General features: G+C 39.4%; 24 protein-coding genes. 11 read left to right on the plus strand and 13 right to left on the minus strand.

Features of this window, described 5'->3' with window-relative positions; genetic code table 11:
- Positions 1–66 precede the first annotated feature (66 nt).
- From L8106_RS21840 to L8106_RS21855, 4 genes are all read left to right on the plus strand, one after another.
- A complete protein-coding gene (locus L8106_RS21840; protein WP_009786633.1) occupies positions 67–1,158 on the plus strand; it encodes an ion channel in 1,092 nt (363 codons plus the stop codon).
- A gap of 33 nt (positions 1,159–1,191) precedes the next feature.
- On the plus strand, positions 1,192–2,223 hold the full coding sequence (locus L8106_RS21845) for a sodium:calcium antiporter (protein ID WP_009786634.1): 1,032 nt from the start codon (positions 1,192–1,194) through the stop codon (positions 2,221–2,223).
- Positions 2,224–2,299: 76 nt separating this feature from the next.
- On the plus strand, positions 2,300–2,494 hold the full coding sequence (locus tag L8106_RS21850) for a hypothetical protein (RefSeq protein ID WP_009786635.1): 195 nt from the start codon (positions 2,300–2,302) through the stop codon (positions 2,492–2,494).
- 150 nt (positions 2,495–2,644) lie between these two features.
- Positions 2,645–3,958, plus strand: coding sequence for a hypothetical protein (locus tag L8106_RS21855; RefSeq protein WP_009786636.1), 1,314 nt, complete (start codon positions 2,645–2,647; stop codon positions 3,956–3,958).
- A gap of 280 nt (positions 3,959–4,238) precedes the next feature.
- On the opposite strand, the gene L8106_RS21860 is transcribed toward L8106_RS21855, so the two are convergent.
- On the minus strand, positions 4,239–4,511 hold the full coding sequence (locus L8106_RS21860) for a GlsB/YeaQ/YmgE family stress response membrane protein (protein ID WP_009786637.1): 273 nt from the start codon (positions 4,509–4,511) through the stop codon (positions 4,239–4,241).
- Positions 4,512–4,750: 239 nt separating this feature from the next.
- On the opposite strand from L8106_RS21860, the gene psb35 reads away from it, so the two are divergent.
- From psb35 to L8106_RS21875, 3 genes are all read left to right on the plus strand, one after another.
- Positions 4,751–4,957 carry a photosystem II assembly protein Psb35 gene (gene psb35 / locus L8106_RS21865; protein WP_009786638.1) on the plus strand — a complete coding sequence of 69 codons (207 nt, stop codon included), beginning with the start codon at positions 4,751–4,753 and terminating at the stop codon, positions 4,955–4,957.
- A gap of 117 nt (positions 4,958–5,074) precedes the next feature.
- Complete coding sequence (locus L8106_RS21870) at positions 5,075–5,395, plus strand: hypothetical protein (RefSeq protein ID WP_009786639.1); 321 nt, start codon at positions 5,075–5,077, stop codon at positions 5,393–5,395.
- A 382-nt stretch (positions 5,396–5,777) separates the two neighbouring features.
- Complete coding sequence (locus L8106_RS21875; protein ID WP_009786640.1) at positions 5,778–5,960, plus strand: CsbD family protein; 183 nt, start codon at positions 5,778–5,780, stop codon at positions 5,958–5,960.
- Between the two features lie 97 nt (positions 5,961–6,057).
- Here the strand turns inward: L8106_RS21875 and L8106_RS21880 are convergent, their stop codons facing one another.
- The 7 genes from L8106_RS21880 to L8106_RS21910 form a co-directional block, all read right to left on the minus strand.
- Complete coding sequence (locus L8106_RS21880) at positions 6,058–6,270, minus strand: hypothetical protein (protein ID WP_156803788.1); 213 nt, start codon at positions 6,268–6,270, stop codon at positions 6,058–6,060.
- A gap of 199 nt (positions 6,271–6,469) precedes the next feature.
- A complete protein-coding gene (gene pstB, locus L8106_RS21885; RefSeq protein ID WP_009786642.1) occupies positions 6,470–7,471 on the minus strand; it encodes a phosphate ABC transporter ATP-binding protein PstB in 1,002 nt (333 codons plus the stop codon).
- Between the two features lie 40 nt (positions 7,472–7,511).
- Complete coding sequence (gene pstA / locus L8106_RS21890) at positions 7,512–8,405, minus strand: phosphate ABC transporter permease PstA (protein WP_009786643.1); 894 nt, start codon at positions 8,403–8,405, stop codon at positions 7,512–7,514.
- A gap of 11 nt (positions 8,406–8,416) precedes the next feature.
- The gene (pstC, locus tag L8106_RS21895) at positions 8,417–9,367 is read right to left on the minus strand and encodes a phosphate ABC transporter permease subunit PstC (protein ID WP_009786644.1); all 951 of its coding nucleotides are present in this window, start codon (positions 9,365–9,367) and stop codon (positions 8,417–8,419) included.
- Between the two features lie 608 nt (positions 9,368–9,975).
- On the minus strand, positions 9,976–11,127 hold the full coding sequence (locus tag L8106_RS21900; protein WP_039896953.1) for an RNA-guided endonuclease TnpB family protein: 1,152 nt from the start codon (positions 11,125–11,127) through the stop codon (positions 9,976–9,978).
- Between the two features lie 103 nt (positions 11,128–11,230).
- Complete coding sequence (locus L8106_RS21905) at positions 11,231–11,779, minus strand: DUF3611 family protein (RefSeq protein ID WP_009786646.1); 549 nt, start codon at positions 11,777–11,779, stop codon at positions 11,231–11,233.
- Between the two features lie 148 nt (positions 11,780–11,927).
- Entirely contained in the window at positions 11,928–12,236 is a 309-nt protein-coding gene (locus tag L8106_RS21910) for a hypothetical protein (protein ID WP_156803789.1), read from the minus strand.
- 688 nt (positions 12,237–12,924) lie between these two features.
- Between L8106_RS21910 and L8106_RS21915 the strand changes: the two genes are divergently transcribed.
- A complete protein-coding gene (locus L8106_RS21915; protein WP_009786648.1) occupies positions 12,925–14,139 on the plus strand; it encodes a 2,3-bisphosphoglycerate-independent phosphoglycerate mutase in 1,215 nt (404 codons plus the stop codon).
- A gap of 161 nt (positions 14,140–14,300) precedes the next feature.
- Positions 14,301–15,173, plus strand: coding sequence for a YihY/virulence factor BrkB family protein (locus tag L8106_RS21920; protein ID WP_009786649.1), 873 nt, complete (start codon positions 14,301–14,303; stop codon positions 15,171–15,173).
- Between the two features lie 162 nt (positions 15,174–15,335).
- On the opposite strand, the gene L8106_RS21925 is transcribed toward L8106_RS21920, so the two are convergent.
- From L8106_RS21925 to L8106_RS21940, 5 genes are all read right to left on the minus strand, one after another.
- On the minus strand, positions 15,336–16,817 hold the full coding sequence (locus L8106_RS21925; RefSeq protein WP_039896954.1) for a cytochrome P450: 1,482 nt from the start codon (positions 16,815–16,817) through the stop codon (positions 15,336–15,338).
- Between the two features lie 539 nt (positions 16,818–17,356).
- Positions 17,357–17,446 carry a hypothetical protein gene (locus L8106_RS34580; RefSeq protein ID WP_156803791.1) on the minus strand — a complete coding sequence of 30 codons (90 nt, stop codon included), beginning with the start codon at positions 17,444–17,446 and terminating at the stop codon, positions 17,357–17,359.
- A 177-nt stretch (positions 17,447–17,623) separates the two neighbouring features.
- Positions 17,624–18,478 (minus strand): 6-carboxytetrahydropterin synthase, encoded by an 855-nt coding sequence (locus tag L8106_RS21930; protein ID WP_009786651.1) that lies wholly within the window; start codon positions 18,476–18,478, stop codon positions 17,624–17,626.
- Positions 18,479–18,635: 157 nt separating this feature from the next.
- The gene (locus L8106_RS21935; RefSeq protein ID WP_009786652.1) at positions 18,636–19,331 is read right to left on the minus strand and encodes a J domain-containing protein; all 696 of its coding nucleotides are present in this window, start codon (positions 19,329–19,331) and stop codon (positions 18,636–18,638) included.
- A 324-nt stretch (positions 19,332–19,655) separates the two neighbouring features.
- Positions 19,656–20,090: an Rrf2 family transcriptional regulator gene (locus L8106_RS21940; protein ID WP_009786653.1), complete on the minus strand. Its 435-nt coding sequence runs from the start codon at positions 20,088–20,090 to the stop codon at positions 19,656–19,658.
- 307 nt (positions 20,091–20,397) lie between these two features.
- Between L8106_RS21940 and L8106_RS21945 the strand changes: the two genes are divergently transcribed.
- Together L8106_RS21945 and L8106_RS21950 are read left to right on the plus strand one after the other, a co-directional pair.
- Complete coding sequence (locus tag L8106_RS21945; RefSeq protein WP_009786654.1) at positions 20,398–20,916, plus strand: hypothetical protein; 519 nt, start codon at positions 20,398–20,400, stop codon at positions 20,914–20,916.
- A gap of 200 nt (positions 20,917–21,116) precedes the next feature.
- Positions 21,117–21,986 (plus strand): aldose 1-epimerase, encoded by an 870-nt coding sequence (locus L8106_RS21950; RefSeq protein ID WP_009786655.1) that lies wholly within the window; start codon positions 21,117–21,119, stop codon positions 21,984–21,986.
- The last annotated feature ends 28 nt before the right edge of the window (positions 21,987–22,014 follow it).

Here is a 22,014-nt window from a genome sequence, read left to right on the forward strand (position 1 = left end):
AGATGTGTTCAGGCACGTCTCTATAACATTAAATAGCGGTGGTGTGGAAAAGAGGGGTTAATATTGATGTCAATTTGGCTGACTGTCTTAGGTATAACTATTTTGCTCGGTGTTACGCTTGATGTTTTAATCACCACTTTAACGGTGGGTGGAGGTGGCCCGATAACAAGCCGACTTTCAGCAAGAATCTGGATAATCGCATTAAAAATTCATCGTCATTTTCCCAATCATCGGTTTTTGGCGTTGATCGGGATGTCACTATTGGTTTTAATGACATTGTTGTGGTTTGCCTTAACTTGGTTAGGGTGGACCCTGTTATTTGTCTCGGGTGAAGGCGCGGTAATCACATCCCCCAATTTAGTCCCGGCTAGTTTTTGGGAGAGAGTGTATTTTGTCGGTTATACCCTCTCAACTTTGGGACAGGGAAGCTATCAACCCCAAGGAGAACCCTGGCAAATTGCAACAGCGATCGCTTCAATTAACGGCTTTTTTCTGGTAACACTCACTTTTGCTTATCTACTTCCCATCGTCTCGGCCGCTAGCCAAAAACGTTCTTATGCGACTTATATTGCTTCACTGGGGGGAACCGCAGATGAAATTCTCATCCGGGCTTGGAATGGTGAAAACTTCGGACAATTTGATCAACATCTAATCGCTTTGAGTGTAATGCTAACTGAACTCGGTGAAAGTCACTTGAATTATCCGATTCTGCACTATTTCCACAGTATTGAGCGTTATCGCGCCATGACGCTGAGTTTAGTTGCTCTCGATGATGCCTTAACTTTACTCCAATATGGCATTCCCCGATCGCATCAACCCGATCCGGCTGCTGTTCGTTCAGTTCGTCGGGCGAGTGCTGCGTTTTTAGCCACGCTGAAGTCTGCCTATTTGAACCCCACCGATGAAAATCCTCCCTTACCCGCTTTGGAGTTGGTTCGGCTAGAGGGAATTCCGACTGTGAACGACTCCCAATTTCAACAGGCAACTCAACACCTCGAACAACGGCGACGCATTTTGTTAGAGTTAATTCGCAATGATGGCTGGACGTGGGACGCAATTGCCTCGACAAGAACCACAAGTCGGGCGAGTAATTTAGATGATCATAGTGCATTGGATGATGTTGTTTACATGGCTGTGGATCAGTTTCCCAAAGTTTAGAATTTAGAATTTTAACACTCAAGACAATCAACAATGAACGAGTCATTAGTGATTAATTTTTTGCTCTTTCTATTTGCTGCTCTTGTGATTGGACTCGGGGGAACTAAACTCTCGAAAATTGCCGATCAACTTGCTGATGCAACGGGTTTAGGTGAAGCCATTGTCGGAGCGTTATTGTTGGGGGGAATTACTTCTTTAGCCGGAATTATCACTTCAATTACCGCCGCCGCAGATGCCCATCCTCAAATTGCAGTCAGCAATGCTTTAGGGGGAATTGCTGCTCAAACTGCTTTTTTGGCGATCGCTGATTTTGTCTATCGCAAAGCCAATTTAGAACACGCTGCTGCCTCTTTGCCGACTCTCGTTCAGGGGGCTTTATTAAATGCTTTATTGGCTGTTCCTTTGTTAGCAATCGCTGCCCCAAAGGTGGAAATATTGGGGATTCATCCAGCCTCACTTGTGATTATTGGGGGTTATCTGTTTGGTTTGCGTCTCACCTCTCAAGTGCGGGATGCTCCGATGTGGAAACCTCACCTCACCACTGAAACGTTAATTGATGAGGCTGAACACTCAGAAGATCAGGGTTCTCTTGACAATCTTCCTAAGATGTGGCTGATGTTGGGATGGTTAGCGATTGTGATTGCTGGAGCGGGTTATTTATTAGCAAAAACGGGGGTAACTCTATCTCAACAAACGGGACTTTCAGAAACGGTTGTCGGGGGGTTGTTTATTGCGATTTCTACTTCTTTACCTGAATTAGTGACCTCTGTTGCTGCGGTGAAACGAGGCGCTTTAACTTTAGCGGTTAGTGCGATTATTGGCGGGAATACGTTTGATGTTTTGTTGTTGTCTTTTTCGGACTTTGCTTATCGGCCCGGTTCGATTTATAATGCGATTACTCAGTCGGAAGTTTTTGTGATTGCGTTAACGATATTAATGACCGCAATTTTACTGTTAGGACTCCTAAGACGGGAAAAGTCTGGAATTGGAAATATTGGCTTTGAAACTTTCTCAATTCTGTTGCTTTATCTCGGTGGCTTTGCCGTTCTATTCACTTGGAGTTAATTTAGAGGCGGTTCATAGTATAATCAGAACGAAGTCTGTTCAACACTGATTACTGAATTTTACTTAAACATCTCCCATGAGTCGTTCTCCAAAAACAGGTACAAAAATTGTCCTATTTACGGTCGGAATTGCCCTGATTATTATCGCCACTATTGTGGTGTTGAGGGGGTTAGGAATTTTATCTGCTATTCCTGAGTTTATTATTTGGGCGTTGGTTCTTCTGACGCTCGGAATTGGGATTATCGGCGGGTTGTTAAGCCAGGGAGACTAAACCCTTAATTAAAGAAGTCGATCAGAGTGGAAAAAATAATAGACTCTACCCAAAGGAATAGTTAAAAATTCTATCGTTCAGGAGAAGCCATAATTGACTTAAACTGTTATCCTTATAGTTCCGATAGCAGAAAAAAGCCTTATAAACACGATGTTAGAGCAAGCAGCCCAGTTAAAGCAGGCGTTAGTTGATTTTGTCTATGATGCAGAGGGAGACTTAGCTGTAGCCTTTGAACAGTATGTCGCCACTCATGGAAGTCGAGATCGTCAAGATATTCGTCTGCAAAACTTGGTTGTTGATATGTTTTTGAATGGAGGGGAAGTCGGAGAACAGACTCCGATTGATTTGTTTATTGCCCAACAGTCCGAGTTAACAGCCAGCGATCGCGATCTGATTAAAAATTGGCAACACACCTTCACTGGTCTATTTGAAATTATAGAGATTCAGCCGAAAAGTTTCAAGTTAATGAACTGGTTGACCGCTAAATATTATACTGTTTTTCCGAGTCCCGAAATTTCTCGCTCCGAGATCGAAAAATGGAAACTGGGCGATATTTTACTGACTCGTCTTGCTCCTTTAACCGATGGAAATTGGATGTTTTCTGGAGCCTGTATCCCTAAAGGAAATCTCGGAAAACCAAAGCTAGCAGTTGTCGTGGGGGAATTCAAGAACAATTATCCCAATCAACTCTATGGAGATGCACCTGAACTGTTAGAAAAAGCTTGGGACTCGGTTCTTCAATATCATCAAGAGTTTGTTGACTTTTTTGAAAGTGATCGCATTTTACTCCCTGGATATCAGCTTAACAAAAAAATTGCTGAATTGCAAGAAAGATTAACTCAAAAACAATTAGAAGCGGCGGGAATTGATCCTTCAAAATCGATTAAAGAGATGATTCAAGAAGCGGGGGTGGATGAAAGTGAAGTCAAAGCCTCAGCGACAGAAACAGGTGCGGATGAAAAATCAGTTGAAACCGCTTTAGAAAATAATTCTTCTCCTATGTTTTCCCCCAAAGTCGAACTTCCCGACGAGATCAAACGAGCCGAAGAAGTGATGGCTTTTTCTCATCCCCGTTGGGGTCAAATGTTTATTCCAACCTATTCTAAATTTGTAAGAATACTTGAAGCTGAAGATCCGGTTTCCGAAGCGAATGCGGACAAACTGGTTCTAAAATACTTAGAAGATCAAGAGATTAATGCTTTTATTTGGCAACAACTGAAAGCAGAATATCCTAATTCTCTGGAAAAACTTTTAAAAGCCGTGTTAGAACGTCCCGATTTTAACTTAGAAAAAGATTTAGATCCAACCCTAAAACAGTATCATAAATCTCTCGAACCCAAACTTCCAGAAATTGCTAGTGTTCCTCAACATCTCCATCAGTTGTTTGAAGAAGCTGTCGCTCAGGTACAGTCAAAAGCGAAAAGTAGCAAAAAGAAAAAGAAAGGCAAAGGATTTAAAGTTTAGAAAATAGGGAATATCTAGAGAATTGAATGAATATAGCAATGTTACCTGATTTGTAAAAAAGTAATCAAGATAACCCCCCAATGTTGGGGGGAAGGGGGGCGCAGAATTGGGGGTTTGGGGGCAATATCGTTTACAAATGATTTCTTATTGCTATAGAAAATTAAACCCTAAAAAACAGAGCTTCTTACAGCTCTGCTTTATTCTCATTCTACTGTCTTACCTATCTTTTCGTAAAGACTAATATCAAATGGTTAGTTTAAATTCTCTAATTTAGCAAAGTTTATGCGTGTCTTACGACTAATCCCCAGATGAAGATCAGAAGCATCGCACCTAAGACAGCAAAAATAATACTAGGAATACTAAAAGCTCCGGCTGAGGCGGCTGCGGCGCCGCTACTTCCCAGTAAAAGCTGACCCAAGAAACCACCAACAACTGCACCTAAAATTCCTAATCCCATTGTGGCAAAAATACCACCACCTTGATGACCTGGATAGATGAGTTTTGCCAACGCACCTGCAATTAATCCTAAAGCTAACCAAGCTAAAATACCCATATTTTTTTCCTCGCTCTATTAAAGTTGATATTCATATACTATCCTGTAGAAAAGTTCCTCGTCTTCTATCAATAGATGGAACTCATTTAAAATCAATAGAAAGAGTAGAACTTAGGGGTTCTCTACCCATAGAAATAGTGTTTTATTGATAAACTCATCACTAAGAGAGATGATTTAACTTAGTTATTCATCTTATATTTAGAGCTAACGTAGTTACAAACTATGAGGAAATAAAAAATATGAATTTACTTCTAGAAGTTGGTGTAGACGCTGCACCTCATTTTCCAGTTTCAGCCGTAGCAGTTGGGGTTGTAGGCTTCATTGCAGCCGCGTCTATTGGTTCGATTGCTTGGTACAATTCTAAGCGTCCTGCGGGTTGGGAAGATAAAGAGCGTCCTGATTTTGTTCCCAATGTTGAGAAGTCAAATGATCCGGGCTTGGGTTAACTCATTACTAAAATTCATAGTATTTTAGGCAGTTTAAAACAAGCTAAATTATACTATGACTCATTTTAACGATTTAGCTTTCATTTGTAGTTTATTTCTTTAATTAAGGAGGATTTTATGGCAGATACTCATAAGAAAACGGGTGGCGATGTAGGTCATTATGATCGTAACATTCAACCGGCTGAAGTAGGCGCTCGTCAAGACAGAGAGGGTGTTAATTATAAGAAGCTTGCCAAAGAGCAAGAAGGACAGCCTAACACCACTAAAGGCCAGACGGTTGACCAAGAAGGGTTAGCCAATAATTACGCAATTGAACCTGAAATGTATATTAACGAACCCGGTGACTTGCGAGAGCAAGAAGAAGAGCAAAAAGAAGAACGGGTTGAAGAATTAGAAGAAGTTCAGAAGCATGGAAAAAAAGGCCCAGGTGTAATCTAATTTAGACGATAGATTCTATCCTAATCAATCTGAGCTTTTTATCCCTCCCGTTAAAAAAAGGTTTGCTAAGTGTAGTAACCTGAAACAACGGGAGATTTCTTGATATTAAAATTAAGTTTGAGTTTGTAAATATACAGAAGTGATGGTTGTCGGTTTGGAGATCTTCATTTTTCTATCTATAAATGTCTCAATTTACTTTTGTACTGTCATCAATTATCAAGTTATATATGATTTCAATCTCCAGGATTTTAGGTTTAAAAATCATGGTTTGCTGAATCTATATCTAGGGATGGATAACTTAATCTTGATTTCTTGATATCTTATAAATATAGAGAACAAACATTTGTTCAAAAGTCTTGAAAAAACTAGGAGAAATTTAATTATGTCTACTGAAGATAAAGCAAAAGCAACGGCTAAAAATGTCGAAGGTAAAGCTCAAGAAGCTATGGGTAAAGTCACAGGCGATCCTGAAGATAAAGCCGAAGGTAAAATGAAGCAAGGTCAAGCCCAAGCTCAACACGCTGTTGAAAATGCCAAAGATAAAGCGAAGAAAGCAATTGACTAATTAATACAATCTAAATTTATTGAGGTTTAGTGTTTAAAATGAGGTTCATAAGAACCTCATTTTTTTATGATCTATTTATTGAATTAACTAAACAAAACTAGGAAAAATCTGCATCAATAGCTCCACCTTGTTCGTGAGCAATTAATATTTGACGATTTCCGAGATCAGTTGTTCGTTCTTCTGACTTGGGTTGTGACGCTTTCGGATTTTCCGATTTAAACTGTTGTTCGAGTTCAACAGCAGGGTCAACACCCGGATCGACATCAGAATCAATTGCTCTATCTCGATCAGATGGTTGTTGATTATTCATAATCATAGTTAAGTTCTCCTTTGTTTAGACAAATATCATCAGATTTGTTTCCACATTAACAATTATTTTGGTTAGTTGACCTCTTGCTAATGAGATAAATAAGTTAATAAACTTTTAAAATAAAATGTAGGAGTGCAAGCCTTACACCCCTACCCGATAAAAGTTTTGTTTCTCAAGAATAGATTCTTGAAAATGAGATTTATCCAAAGCTACCGCTCACATATTTTTGGGTAGCTTCCTCTTGGGGATCTTGAAAGATTTTCTCGGTTTCATCATACTCAACTAAATACCCAAATCGATTTCCTGACTCTCCTTCTTCAGCGTTAAAGAAAGCAGTTAAATCAGCAACCCTTGTCGCTTGTTGCATATTGTGAGTAACAATAACAACTGTGTAACTTTCTTTGAGATCATGAATTAAATCTTCAACCTTTTGAGTCGAAACAGGGTCAAGAGAGGAGCAGGGTTCATCCATTAAAATAACTTCCGGTTTCAAGGCAACCGCCCGAGCAATACACAGACGTTGTTTTTGACCTCCAGAGAGGGATAAGGCGTTTTCTTTTAGTTTATCTTTCACTTCAGTCCATAGTGCTGCTTTTTTGAGGGAGTTTTCGACTAATTCATCCATATCTCCCGAATAGTTATTAATCCTGGCTCCATAGGCAATATTATCATAAATTGACTTGGGAAAAGGATTCGGTTTTTGGAAAACCATACCAATTTTTCGACGCACTTTAACCGCATCAACTTTCTTAGAATAAAGATTTTTATCATGGAAAAAAACTTTACCCTCTGTATGAAAACTGTCAATCAAATCATTGAGACGATTAAAACAACGAATTAAGGTACTTTTCCCACAACCCGACGGCCCAATTAACGCAGTGACTTGTTTGGGGGGAATTTCCATATTTACCTTACTTAAGGCTAAAGTATCACCGTAGTAAACGCTTAACTGTTCCGTTGTAAAAACACTATTATTGAATGTCTTTGCGCTTTGATTGGAGCGATTGTTTTTGGAGTTGTGACGTTCTCTATTTTTCTGTGAATCATTGTCATCTTGATTTGCATGAGAGTCACGATTTTCTGAGGAGTGATTATTCTGTCTCATTGTTTGCGTATTGTCTCGAACTTCAATTGAATTTTTTTCCGGTTTGTTTCTGTTTTTCTCAGTATTATCTTGAATCTCAAAATGACGATTATCCATAATTTACCTCCGAGTTTTAAATGAAGAATGAATGGAAAACCTAATAAGTTCCTTTCTGACCAAAATATCGAGCCAGAACACTAGCAAACAGAACTAACAAAATCAAAATCAATGAAGCAGCCCAAGCAATTTCTTGTTGATTTTCATAGGGAGCCGTTGCAAAGTTATAGATCAAAACTGACATTGAGGGAACAGTTTGATCGATAATTCCATCCGGCCAGCTTTGAGCAAATATCACGGTGAATAATAAAGGTGCTGTTTCTCCTGCTGCCCGAGCAACAGCTAGAGTAATTCCGGTTAAAATAGCGGGGATAGCAGCCGGAACAACAATTTGTAAAACAGTATGAAAACTTGATGCTCCAACACCAACTGAAGCCCAACGAACATCTTGAGGGACTAATTGTAATGCTTCGTCTGTAGTTCTGACAATGATGGGAAGCATCAAAATTGCCAGGGCAAATCCTCCGGCTAAAGTTGAGAATTTATCCATCGTTAAAACCACTACAGTATAAGCAAAAATTCCAACAACAATTGAAGGAACCCCACTGAGAACATTTGTAGCAAAACGAATCCACTTAGCGATTTTTTTTGAGCTAAACTCAGACAGATAAATCCCCGCTCCAATACCAATGGGAACACTGATTACTACGGCAATACCAACCAGAAGTATTGTTCCAGCAATCGCAGAAGCCACACCTCCTCCTGCTTGCATTGCAGTGGGAGGAATCTCAGTAAAAAGAGCTAAGTTAAATCGACTTAATCCTTTAAAAATCACATAAGAAATGACTAAACCCAAAGGTAAAATAGCTAAACCTAACATGAAAAAAGCTAATCCAGTTAAGAGCTTTTCAATTAGATTACCTGAATTTGATCCTGAAGTTTCGATACTCTCATTTGGAAAACCATTCTGCTGTGTTGTTGTTCCTGAAGTCATTAATAAATATCCTAGTATTTTTTAACCTGACGAACAATCCATTCCGCCAAAATATTAACGATTAGTGTGATTAAAAATAGAACCGCTCCGGCATACATCAAAGAAGATTCTTGTAAACCACTTGCTTCGGGAAATTGACTGGCAATTAAAGAGGCAATTGTATTTCCGGGTGCAAATAGAGAAATACTCAAGTCATTACTATTTCCAATCACCATCGTGATAGCCATTGTCTCTCCTAAAGCCCGGCCAAAACCCAACATAATGCCGCCGACAATTCCTGAAAATGAAGCCGGAATTAAAACGCTAAAAATAGTTTGCCATCGAGTCGAGCCAACCCCATAAGCAGCACTGCGTAATTCTGGCGGTAAAGAGGCGAGAGAATCTCGAGAAATAGCCGTAATAATTGGCAAAGTCATGATGGCTAAAATCACTCCGGCAGGTAACATTCCCGGGCCGATTGGTTGGGTGCTAAATAATGGAATCCAACCTAAATATTGGTGTAGCCATCCGCCCACAATCAGCAAAAATGGAATCAGAACATAAATTCCCCATAATCCATAGATAACGCTAGGAATGGCAGCTAATAACTCCACCAGAAAAGTGAGTACAGTCCGAATAGAAACAGGTAAAAAATTTTCACTCAAAACTACAGCACTAGCAATCGCAATCGGGACTGCAATTAATAAACCGATTAAGGAACTTACAATCGTTCCATAAATCATTGGCAGTATGCCATAATTACTCTGAGGGGGATTCCAGGCGCTGGTGGTTAAAAAACTGGCTCCAAATTCTTTAATCGCAGGAATGCCCGCAAGCGTAACTTCTACTGCTAGCCAAATTAAAACGGCAGCGACACTAAATGCTAGAATCTGATTGAGCCAAAAAAAAGTTTGATCTGTTATCTGTTCACGCGATGAGCGATTATCGTCATCTGCCCGAGAACTCTGAGCATTAGAAGTCATACTCAAAAAAATAATTTAACTTGAACAATTCCACCGACTAGAAACTAATCAATAAAGCCCGAAATCTTGATCTAAAGTTCCGAAGAATATTGATGTTGAGTTTGCAATCTGTGTGAATGCCTTAAGGTTAAATCAAACTGACCTGATTCTCTATACCTCATCAGATAGATTTATAAGAAAAAACTTATTTTATTTTTATGACTGAAGGCTGAATTTTATAAAAAAAACAATATTTTCATAAAACTTAATACAAACTTAACCTTTACTTAACCTTTAATTAACTTAGTTTCTATATACTAAAAGATCAATTTTAATTCATATTATTAAAATCAGAGGTAAATCTGGACGCGGAGACTAACCCCGCACTCAGTTCTATTACAATACTTTGACATCCTCTCCGTCGTAAACAACGGAGATTCCAAACATCACTGTCTGGGCTTCCTCTTTCCACGAGCTGACTTACTAGGTTGAGTTTCCCCAACAGAGCAGAGGGCATTCTCTCTAGAGGCGTTAACTTCCGTCTGCCCGACGGTATTTTAAAAACAGATATTAAGCGGAAGAACGGATTAAGTTATCTGTAGGACAGCATAAATCTCTGATACTCGCAGTTAAATTAATCCGTTAATCGATTTCTTATCCGTTTCTTTATTTGATAGTTGTTTTAATGCAGATTTCAGTATATTTCTGGCGGCATTTTTATCCCGGTCAGCGATATATCCACAGTGAGGGCATTCATGGGTTCTCGTACTGAGAGTTTTTACAACTTTCTCACCACAATTTGAACAGCTTTGGGAAGTATACGCGGGTTCAACAGCAATCACCGGAACCCCATAAACCCGCGCCATATATTCTAACCATTCTCGAAACCTGTACCAAGCTGCATCGCTAATTGATTTGGCTAGATGATGATTTTTAACCATGTTGCGAATCCGTAGGTTTTCAATCGCTACCAAGTCGTTAGACTGTATGACGTGTTGGGCTAATTTACAAGCCCAATCATTACGCCTGCGTGAAACCTTGAGATGCGCTCTACCTAATTTGTTTCTGGCTTTTTGGCGATTTTGACTGCCTTTTTGAGTTCTTGATAATCGACGTTGTAGCTTTTTAAGCTTGCGTTCATCTTTTCTCAAAAACCGGGGATTATCTATTTGATTACCAGAACAATCTGTGTAGAAATAGTTAAGACCTACATCTAATCCTGTTTGTTTTCCTGTGAGTTCTTTTTTCTCCTCTCGTTCATGGTCTATCAGAAATTGAGCATAATACCCGTCATGTCTTCTAATTACCCTCACTCGTTTGATTTGTTTTAACTGATAATAGTGCAGGTTTCGGCTTCCCCAAAGCTTAAATGTACCCGTTTGAAACTTGTCTGTGAACGTTAGATAACGTCTGTCCTCCGAAAGTTTCCATCCTGATGTTTTGTATTCAACAGACGCTCTAACTTGATACTTTTTAAACTTTGGGAATCCTTTGGAGCCTGGTATTTTCTGCTTACAATTCCGATAAAATCTTTCAATTGATGCCCAAGCTCTTTCTGCGTGTGCTTGTCGTGCCATTGAGTTTAACTTTGATGCCCAGGGAAATTCTGGGTTGTCTGACAACAGTTTGCAGTGCTTGTAGGCATCGTTGCGACTTTTAACCTGACCGTCTAACCATGCTCTGATAACGCTGTTGCGAACAAATAGACCTGTCCGAATGGCTTCATCCAAGCTTCGGTACTGGCAATATGTTCCTTGCAGCTTCATTTCATATACGAGCATAATTTGTCGTCGTCGCTGACGATAACCCATCATAGCACGAACATAATCCGTCGTGAACGACGGGGCTTTTGACCCGCTTTTTTTGGTAAACTGACATCGGTTTTTAGACTTGATACTTCAACCAGATTGAGGTCACAGTCCCAATAAAATGAGCCGCAACCCCATTCAAATTGGCAACCATAATTAAAACATCCAGCGCTCGCACCGCTTCACTGGCATCGGTTAATGTGGTTCCAGGAGGTTGAGAAATTGTTTTAGCAACTAATACTGCTGCTGTTAAACCCGAACCGATTAAAGTCACAAACATTCCCCCTAACCCTATTATTAATCCGAGTTGGAGCAGTCGAGTTAAATCTGATTTTGGAGGGGGTTGAGTAGAGTCCGCTTTTCGTAGACGTTGACCGACTCGCGTATACCAAAAAGCCAAAATAATACTCACGACCGCAGCGATAATTCCACTGATAGCAAACAAGATTCCCCATCCCATTGCCGGATTTGTTTGGGCAGAAATCTGACGACCTGTGACCACAAACAATAAGGAAATTCCCGAAACTAAAACCCCTACAATTTGCAGCCAGAAGCAACTCCATCCGGTTAGACGCAAATTCAATGCTTTTTTCTTTAAGTTTGGAGAAACAGAAGAACTATTCATTTTTTTGTTTTTTTATAAAGTTGATGAAACGGCCTGTATTTTCGCTCAGATTTCAACAGAATCTAGCTGTCTCGTGAGAAATAAAAAATTAATCAATGTTATCTCTATGTTCTAAAAAATTGAGACAATGAGCTGGATATTTCAGCTTCTATGATTCTATTGAGGGTTGAGAGGGTCGGCGATACACCGAATTTAGCAATACATCCAATACACCGATCTCTCTAGCTCTGAGGACAGCTTTATGAGTAATTAAATCACCGACATTGAGAATAATTTTGTCCTGTTTATCTCGAATAATTCGCTTAATGGGACGACCAAGAGCAGCCTTAACTTCTTTGTCTTGTGTGATGTTAGCGACTTGTTCTTCAGTGAGTTGAGTCGTTTTTGGCTCATCCCGGCTTCTTCCTCCTCCGGGTGATCCCATCTGAACTTGTTTTAGATAACTTAGTGTTTTCACTTGTTATAGCCTCCGACTGGGTTTTAGATTTAACGCTGTTTTTGTATAAGGTGTATACTTTATAAAAGCTTTATTTTGGAAATTTGCCTATTTACAATTTTGGCTATTTACAATATAGTTTAAATCTCCTCTCCACTCTATCTCCCATAAGTCATAACTTTAGCCAGAAAGAGCATTATTGTCAAAAATAGTGTCTCTCCACTCTACTGAGAACAGTCCCCGGAAAGGCTGATTATCTCACAAATTGCTATTCTAACAGAGGAAAATACTAGACTGACAAAGAGAATATTAAAAAAACTTAAAAATCTGAGGACTAAAAACAGAATTGATTTTAATCAAAATAAATAACCTTAATTTAAAATCTCAGACTTCAGTACGCAAAATAGTCAGCGTTATTGGGAGCCATCCGGTAAAGGTTAACGATTTTTTAATTCGATTTTTGACCAATTAACGGTTAGCCACTGACGGTTTATGATCGGAGGACTCTGCCGACTGATGCTAATTTCTGTCTGTTCATCGCGATTAATCCATCTTAGGTTAGAGGAAATTTAATCCATATTTGTATATGTTCAGTATATTAGTCTACCCTTGAAAAATTCAACCTAAAATTCAAAATAAGGCGAGCATAGCCTCAATTCAATCATCTAAAATCAGAAATATTAATCATCTATCAGAGGAAACGATCATCATGGATATAACAACCGTTTGGGAAGAACTCGCCTGGGAACGAGGGGGCAAAATTGTATATATAATTATTGATGGTGTTGGAGGACTTCCTCACCCCGAAAAAGGAGGCACTGAACTCCAAATCGCTCACACTCCCAACCTCGATCAAATTGCCCAACAGTCGAGTTGTGGACTCTTAGAAATTGTCGGCCCCGGAATTACCCCCGGCAGCGGCCCCGGTCATTTGAGTTTGTTTGGTTATGATCCCCTGTCTTGGGATGTAGGTCGGGGGATTTTATCAGCTTTGGGGATTGAATTTGATTTGCAACCGGGAGATGTTGCTGCACGGGTTAACTTCGCAACTCTTGATGAACAAGGAAATGTTTCTGACCGTCGCGCAGGTCGTATTGAAACAGATCTGAACCGTCGTTTATGCAAAAAAATCAATGAAAAAGTTACATTAGAGTTTGAGGGCGAATATTTTTTTGAAACCGTTAGTGAGCATCGAGCGGTGTTTGTGTTACGTGGAAAAGAATTAGATGGTCAGTTAGAAGATACCGACCCACAAGCAACAGGAATTCCGCCAAAATATCCGAAGCCGTCATCAGAAGAATCTGAACTAACAGCAGAGTTAGTTAGGTCTTTTATTGCTCAAGTTAATCAAGTTCTTGCCGATGAAAACCCAGCGAATAGTATTTTGATGCGAGGATTTGATCGTTATGTTCCTTTTCCTTCTTTGAATGATCGCTTTGAGTTGAAAGGAGTTTGTATTGCCGATTATCCCATGTATCGGGGTGTTAGTCGTTTGGTGGGAATGGAGGTTTTACCCCGTCCGGGTGGTATGAAACAACGGTTTCAAGCTTTAGAATCTTGCTACGGCGATGATTATAATTTCTATTTTCTTCATGTTAAACATTCAGATAGTCGCGGTGAAGACGAAGACTTTGAAGCGAAAGTGAAAGTGATTGAAGAAGTTGATCAATTGATGCCAATCGTTACTCAATTAAATCCGGATGTATTAGTGGTAACTGCTGATCATTCCACTCCTGCAATTATGGGCCGTCATAGTTGGCATCCCGTTCCGGTAATGATGCAAGCCAAAACAGCACGAATTGATGATGTGGCGACCTTTGATGAATATGCTTGTTTGCGAGGTGCATTAGGGACAAGACCCGGTGTTCATCTAATTGGATTGGCATTAGCTCATGCTCAACGATTGCGGAAATTTGGGGCTTGATTTTATGAGGATAAGTATTGATTTGATCGAATTTTTATTGTCACTGAAATCTGGGTCTTTAAGATGTTTCGCATTCGCTCAACATGACAGCTATAAAAAATCTTAACATGACACCGAAAATAACATTGACTCAAACTTATTAATAATTTGGAGTAATTTTGATGGGATTCAAGAAAATTTTTAGACTTTTGAAAGAAACATTTAAAGAATGGCAAGAGGATAAATCTTCTCGTTTAGCGGCTGCTTTAGCTTATTATACTGTTTTTTCATTAGCACCCTTATTAATTATTGTAATTGCGATCGCTGGCGCTATTTTTGGAGAAGAAGCCGCTCGGGGTGAAATTGTTGGTCAAATTCAGGGGTTAGTGGGGAAAGATGGGGCGACGGTTATAGAAGAAGCGATTCAAAATGCAGATCGACCTCAAATTAGCAGTATTGCTTCAATTTTTAGCATTATTTTCCTGTTAATTGGTGCGTCTGGGGTGTTTGCTCAGTTGCAGGAATCTCTGAATGAAATTTGGAATGTAAAAGCCCAACCCAAAAATGGTATTGCCGGATTTATTAGAAAGCGAATTCTATCATTTTCAGCGGTTCTGGGAATAGGATTTTTACTGTTAGTTTCTCTGGTTCTCAGTGCAGTTATTTCAGGGATTAGCAATTATTTTAGTGATTTAATTCCCGGCGTAGATTTCCTTTGGCAAATTCTCAACTTTGTAGTTTCTTTTGGCGTGATTACTTTGTTATTTGCGTTGATGTACAAGTTCTTACCGGATGCTAAAATTCAGTGGAGTGATGTTTGGATTGGTTCGCTAATTACGGCTTTATTATTTACGATTGGTAAATTCGCACTCGGACTCTATCTCGGACGGGGTAGCTTTGGTTCAACCTATGGTGCAGCAGGTTCTCTGGTGATTATTTTGGCTTGGGTTTACTATTCGGCTCAAATTCTATTTTTTGGGGCAGAATTCACTCAAGTTTATGCCCGAAAATATGGTTCTCGAATTGTTCCAGATGAACACGCAATCCGAATTTAATTCTAGAGAAAAAACCGTTGGTTAGAAAGGGTTTATTATAGAAAAGTAGACTGAATACAGTTCATTAAATACGAAAAATTTAAAACTTGAAAGTAGGTATTTTAGAAACAACACTCAGTCTATATCAAGCTTTTTTTGAAATAGAGTATAAGTTTTACTTGCTTAGGAAGGTAACTTTACCATTTCTCTAACGTTACCTTCTACACTGCCAACTCCGTGCATAAATTCCCGATCTTGTGAACAGACTTTCATTTGCATTCCAAATTTGGGTTTAATGGAAATAAAACCATTACGATCTATTTTTTGTACCGGAAGATATTCCCAGCGGAAACGCTGTAATAACATCGCTAAAACGATCTTAATTTCCATCATCGCAAAAGCCGCACCTAAACATAAACGGGGGCCAGCACTAAACGGGTTGTATTCATAAACAGAAGGATTAATACTTTCCCATCGTTGAGGATTAAATGCTTCAGGGTCGGGATAAATATCAGGTAGATGATGAGTGTGATAAATACTCACAAAAACCTCTGTTCCCTTCGGTAATACATAACCTCCTAATTCCGTTGTCTGGGAAGTTACTCGTCCATTCCAAGGAACAGAAGTTATTACTCGTAAACTTTCTTTGATTACTCTTTCAAGTAAAGGTAATTTCTGTAATTGTTCAACGCTTGGAGAGTTGCCATGTAGGGTACTATCAAGTTCATCAAAGAGATCACTACAGACTTGAGGATGTTGGGAAAGCAATAACAAAATCCAAGTTAGAGCATTAGCAGTGGTTTCATGACCTGCAAGAAAAAGGACTCCGGTATGAGCAATTAATTCATCTTCTGTTAAAAGATGCCCTGTATCTTCATAACGCGCTTTGACCAACATTGAAAGTACATCTGAGTCGGGAGTTGTTTTGGCTTTCTTTTCCGCAATAATCCCTTTCATTTGTGTTTCAAAAAGACTTAATAAATCTAGATAGCGATGAAAACTAAAGCCCGGTAAATCTAGAGGTAAAAGTCTCGTAAAAGGAGATATTTGAATACTGATGATCTCTTGCAGCAGATTACCTGCACTGTGATCTTTTTCGATGACATCTTCACCAAATAAACTTTGAGTTGCGATTCGTAACGTTAACCTTTTCATCAATTGATTAATTTCACAAGGCTCATTCACCTTAATTTGTTCGAGTTCTGACTGCGTGATGGCAACCATATCATCTCGATAAGAACGAAGTTGTTGATGATGAAAAGCTGGCATCATTAATTTTCGTTGCTTTAAATGAGTCTCGTCATTGACTCCAAATAGTCCAACACCATAATTTTTTAGGGGTTTAGTTCGTTCTGAAACATCTTTGTAACGATAAAGTATTCCCGATAAAGGTGCTTTATGATAAATATGACTTTGAGTGGCAACCTGACGCACAATTTCAGGCCCATAAGCAATCACAGTACCCGGACAGTCCGAAGCAGCAGAGTAAAGATTTGTTCCACCTCCCGCAACTATGGAAGCAACTTTACCATAGGTTTTAAACAATTCACTACTGTAGCCAATAGAGTCTTTCGCGAAGTTGATTGTATTCACTATCCGTCCCACCAAGGGTAGAGGACTAGGGCCAGGAATTGTCCATGCTTTTTGATTAGCGATGGTAGTCATCTTTTTTACTCCCAGATCTATAAATTCGGCTTGATCTGCTGCCGAGGCTAACATAGGTAGCTATAAATTACAAGTATTTTTATAAACAATTCTAATGATTGTAGAATCATTAAAGCTTTACACTAATATTCAGTTAAACTGGTATCAGTATGTACAATCTACAATATTTATCTGAGAGTGGAATTCTAGATTGGTTTGTTGTTTTTGGATATCTGGGAATTACCGTTTTTATCATGTGGCAAGTGTTTAATACAAAGCCCCGATAACATCAACTCTGAACCCGATTTTACTTAAATTGAATCAAAAAGCAAAAGGATTTTAGATAGATTGCTATTCAGCATACCACATAGCTAGACAACTGATAGAATAAATCTCCCCTAAGACAGAACTTTAGGGAAATGCAAAAGGATAGAGTGAGATTAGCTTCATACGCATAGTTCGAGGGGGATCAGGCTGGCTTGCGTTTCTGATCCCCATTTCTGATCTGTCTGGCCTTCCCGTATTTTTTCTCATCACAAAAGTCTATTAAAAAAGACAAGCTAATCGCTTTTTCCCATCATCTTAAAACTTTTGAAGCCATAGCTTTGACGAAGAATTAATTGAGTTCGGTTATTTAATCCTTCCTTGATGCCTCCCCTTCACCCACACATGGGCTTACCAGTTCCCAGGGCGTGAGAAGCCCGCCTAGCCTCTGCCTCGGACTTCGACAGGACTGGATTTTTTTCTCAGCCTGAACAGCCCTGGGATTTAGGGGGCGAAGGATTTAGGGAGATTCATCCTCCGTTTTGAACCCGTTAAACAGTTGTTCAAACTGGGGTTTGGGTTGGAGTTACATTTGTGGGAGTATCGGTACAGTAGACTTCACAAGAATTATTTGGACTTTCAATCAGTCGAATTTTGTGTAACTTTGCCCCTAATTCCCGAACGGGATTTTGCAGCAAATCACGAATATACACCACAATATTTTCGGCTGTCGGTACTACTTTGGCAAAGTAAGCGATATCTTTATTTAAGAAGGTGTGATCGAAGGGTTCAACTACATAATCATCGATCACCTGTTGTAAAGCTGCTAAATCTACAATCATCCCAGTCCGAGAGTCAATTTCGCCTTTAACGCTGACTTCGAGATGATAGTTGTGACCATGACCATGAGGACGGGCGCATTTGCCGTAAATTTCGCAATTTTCCTCAAAGCTGAGGTCAGGATGAGCCAGACGGTGAGCGGCGCTAAAATGAGTGCTGACTGTTAAATGAGCTTCCATGCTGTTTCCCTGATAATCAGCCCAGAGTTTGGGGTGTTCAAAGACTTGAATGTTGGTTAGGGGGAGATGGGGTGCTAAACGTTGCCAAATAACTTGTGCTAAGTATTCAGTGGTGGGTAGGGTTTGCTGAAATTCTAGCCAAACTTCGTTGAGGAAGGAAAAATCTAGTTGACTGGTGACTTCGGCCTTGATCACGTGTTTGACATCGGAGAGGTTCAACACCATCCCATATTCGTCTAGCTGTCCCACCATCGAAATGTAGAGGACGTAGTTGTGTCCGTGGCCAGGGGCGCGAGCAGTTGGCCCAAAGCGTTCAAAGTTCTCAGTTTCGCTTAGTTCGGGCAACCAGTAACGATGACTGGCTGAAAACTCTGCCCGACGAGTGATAACGCATTCCATAAAATGCACACCAACATCTGTTGTTAAGTTTTGTAAACTAATTTAAGGTTTTTTTTAGATTATTTCAATCCCCACTAGATTTCAGAGTCTCATTTTGAGATGAAGTTACGAGGATTGCAACCTTGAAAACTCATAAATTAGAATGACTTTATTTTTATTATAAAACATTCTTCATTTCCTGTTTGATTTCTCTCCGCAAACCCGCAGCAATTCTAAAAAATTCATGCCCGGTATGTAAGCAGGAATCATCATAATTGACGGTAAAGTATTCGAGTTCTTCTAGTCCGTCACTGACATGATTGAGGCAGTAATAAAGATGAGCCGCAACACTCGCAATATTAGCCGGATTTGGAGTTGAACGAAAGCGATTTTGAGCTTGGGCTAAAACATCTCGACAGGTTTCAATATAGATTTGAAAATCTTCCATGAGTTCATCATCAAAGGGATCAGCAGAGAGTTTATCGACCTCACTTTTAAAGGGTTTCAGTATACGATCAAGGTAGCGGTTGATAGGTTTATAAACTTGATTGAGCCATTCTTCAAGTTGAGTATCGACGGCTTTTGCGGTTTGACGTCGCCTACGGGTTTGAGCGGTTGAAGTTGTTGTGGGGTTTGAGGTGTAAGCGCGAGATTTTGTGTGACGCTGTTGGTCGTAGGATTGACGCCTTTGAGGATCGCTTAAGACTTCGTAGGCTGCATTAATCCGAATAATGCGTTCATGGTTAGCCGTTTCGTGGTGACTATCGGGATGAAATAATTTCGCTAAACGCCGATAAGCTTGTTTAATTTCTGATTGGGTCGCGGTTGGTTTGATTTCTAGGGTTTGGTAATGATTAGTGGTTGAGGTAACCATGAAAAATTTTCTCCAGATTCAACTGTTCATGCTATAATAAGCCACTAACATTTTATCGATCAGATTAACTGTTAATCGCCCACTGTTTATTTTAACGATTCATCCTAGAAACTGAGTTGATCTAAATCTAAAATTATTTCTTTTGAAGTTAGCCCTCTGGTATTGGAAGTCATTTAATATTAATCTCTTGTACAAACAAAATCTTAAAAAATGAGCTTAAGTTTTGAATTATAACCCCGGTTAAAACCCTAGAAAAGTTTAGTGTTTTTCCCCTGAAATTACTATTAATACCGATTCAATCCAGACGAAAATGCAAGAAAAAGTTTAAATGTAATACATGAGATTGGTTTGTCGCTGGATATCCAACTTTTCACACAAATCCTGCAAAGTATATTTCTGTAAAATCGAGTTAGCCATTTGATGAGCTTCTTCCCAGACTTCATCGACAATCAGACTTTCGAGGCTTTTGTGATGTCGATTCCGATTGGGGCTTGAATTTGAGCCTTCCAGACAAACAACTACATCAAATAGGGTGATTTTCCAAGGTTCTTTGGCGAGCAAATACCCTCCCTTTGCTCCCCGTTGACTCCGAACGATACCACTCCGTTTGAGGGTTGCCAGTAGCTGTTCAAGATAGCGCTCTGGTATGTGATGCTGACGAGCAATCTGACGAATTTGACGTGGCTCACCGTGAGGATAGTGAGCGGTTAACTCTAGCAAAGCTAGAACTGCGTATTGACTCTTACAGGACAATTCCACCAAATTACAATGTAATACGATTCCATTTAGTTTCTAGTATACTCCGGTTTTCTAATCGGGTTTATGGGTTTTTGTCAACTTGATTTATATTTCAAGTTTGAGATGCCAATACCCATCTTGCCGATCACAAGGTAAAACAGAGATAGGGAAGTCTGTCAAAAATTGCTAGACAGTCCTGAACCTACACTGTTATCTAGAAAACCCTCTCATCTGTTCAGTCGAGTGAAACCCCACAGAAAAAAATAGGTTTGGTTATTCTAAACCTGATACTTGGGTAAACTTTACTGAAAGGAGAGAAACAGCAAAAATGAAATCCTCAGTTGCTATGACTCAAGAACTTGAAAAGACAAAAAAACTCGCTCAAAAAAACACCAGATCAACAGCATTTCTAACATTTTTTATGCCGTTACTCGGTTATATTTACACCGGGCGTTATAAACCAATGTTGATGAGTTTGGGTCTGTTTATTGGAGTGACAGGTGTTTGTGTAGCCGGAGATCTTGAACTTGATGAAACGGAAGATTTAACTCTAGCTTTACAATTTATGTATGGAGTGGGTACTGCGGTTGAAAATGCTCGTGCTGTCAGTCAAGCGAAAAAACGTTTACAAGAGCCAAAATTTCCAGCGATTAATCCCGAACACCAAAAAATTCAATTATTGAGGTTAGCCAAAGCTCAAGGCGAAATTACTTTAGCAGATTGTGTGCTAGAAATTAATTGTTCGGCAGCTGAAGTTCGTCCACTCTTAGAAGAATTACAACGGGAAGATTTAATGATTGTGGGAAACAGAAAACAGGATGGTGCTGTTGTTTATCGGATGATTTGATTGATGTTTAAATTGATCAATATTACTTCCATAAATATCAATCATCGTTCCTGAACTTAGATTCTAACTGTGTGTAATACTCTCTCCCTTCAGAAGTCGAAATCTTTTGGACAGGTGAATTCTTCAAAAAATTGGGGAAAAATACAGCTCAAAGACCATTTTATGAGACGCTAGTATCAGTTGTTTTTGGTTAACTATTCATGCCTGCGGTCACTGTCAAACAGCAACAATATCAAACCTACATTCTTTCGGATGAAACCATTTCTGCGGAAGTTTCCGTCGTTCCAGAACGTGGGGGAATTATCACAGACTGGCGTATCGGTGAACATCAAATCTTTTATTTAGATACAGAACGTTTTACTGATCCCTCGTTATCGGTGCGGGGTGGCATTCCTTTATTATTCCCCATTTGTGGTAATTTGCCCAATGACACTTATCAACTCAATGGACAAACTTATCAACTCAAACAACATGGTTTTGCTCGTAATTTACCTTGGGAAGTCACCCAACAATCTACAGAAAATGGCGCGAGTCTCACCGTAACTCTTAAGAGTAATGATCAAACTCGTGCTGTTTATCCCTTTGATTTTGAGTTGAATTTTATTTACACACTGCGAGGTAATACTCTAGAACTCCGTTATCGTCACACCAATTTATCTCAGGAATCGATGCCATTTGCAACAGGTATTCATCCTTATTTTACAGTTGCAAACAAACAGCAATTAGTTTTTGATTTACCCTCAACTCAGTTTCAAGCCAAAGATGATGAGACGATTCAAACGTTTTCAGGACAGTTTGATTTTGAACAAGATGAAATTGATGTGGCATTTTTTGATTTATCTAAACCCTCTGCTGTCGTCAATGATCTTAGTCGCAAATTAAAGCTGACCTTTGAGTGGGATGAACGTTACTCAACCCTTGTTTTCTGGACGGTTAAAGGTAAAGACTTTTATTGTCTAGAACCCTGGAGTTCTCCTCGTAATGCACTCAATACAGGTGAATCTCTAATCAGTGCCAAACCCGGAGAAACTGTAGAAACGTTTGTCAAAATTAGTGCTGATCTCAGTTAGAGTTTAAGTTTAATCGCTGGAGTTACTC

The organism is Lyngbya sp. PCC 8106 (genome assembly GCF_000169095.1).
Lineage (GTDB): Bacteria > Cyanobacteriota > Cyanobacteriia > Cyanobacteriales > Microcoleaceae > Capilliphycus.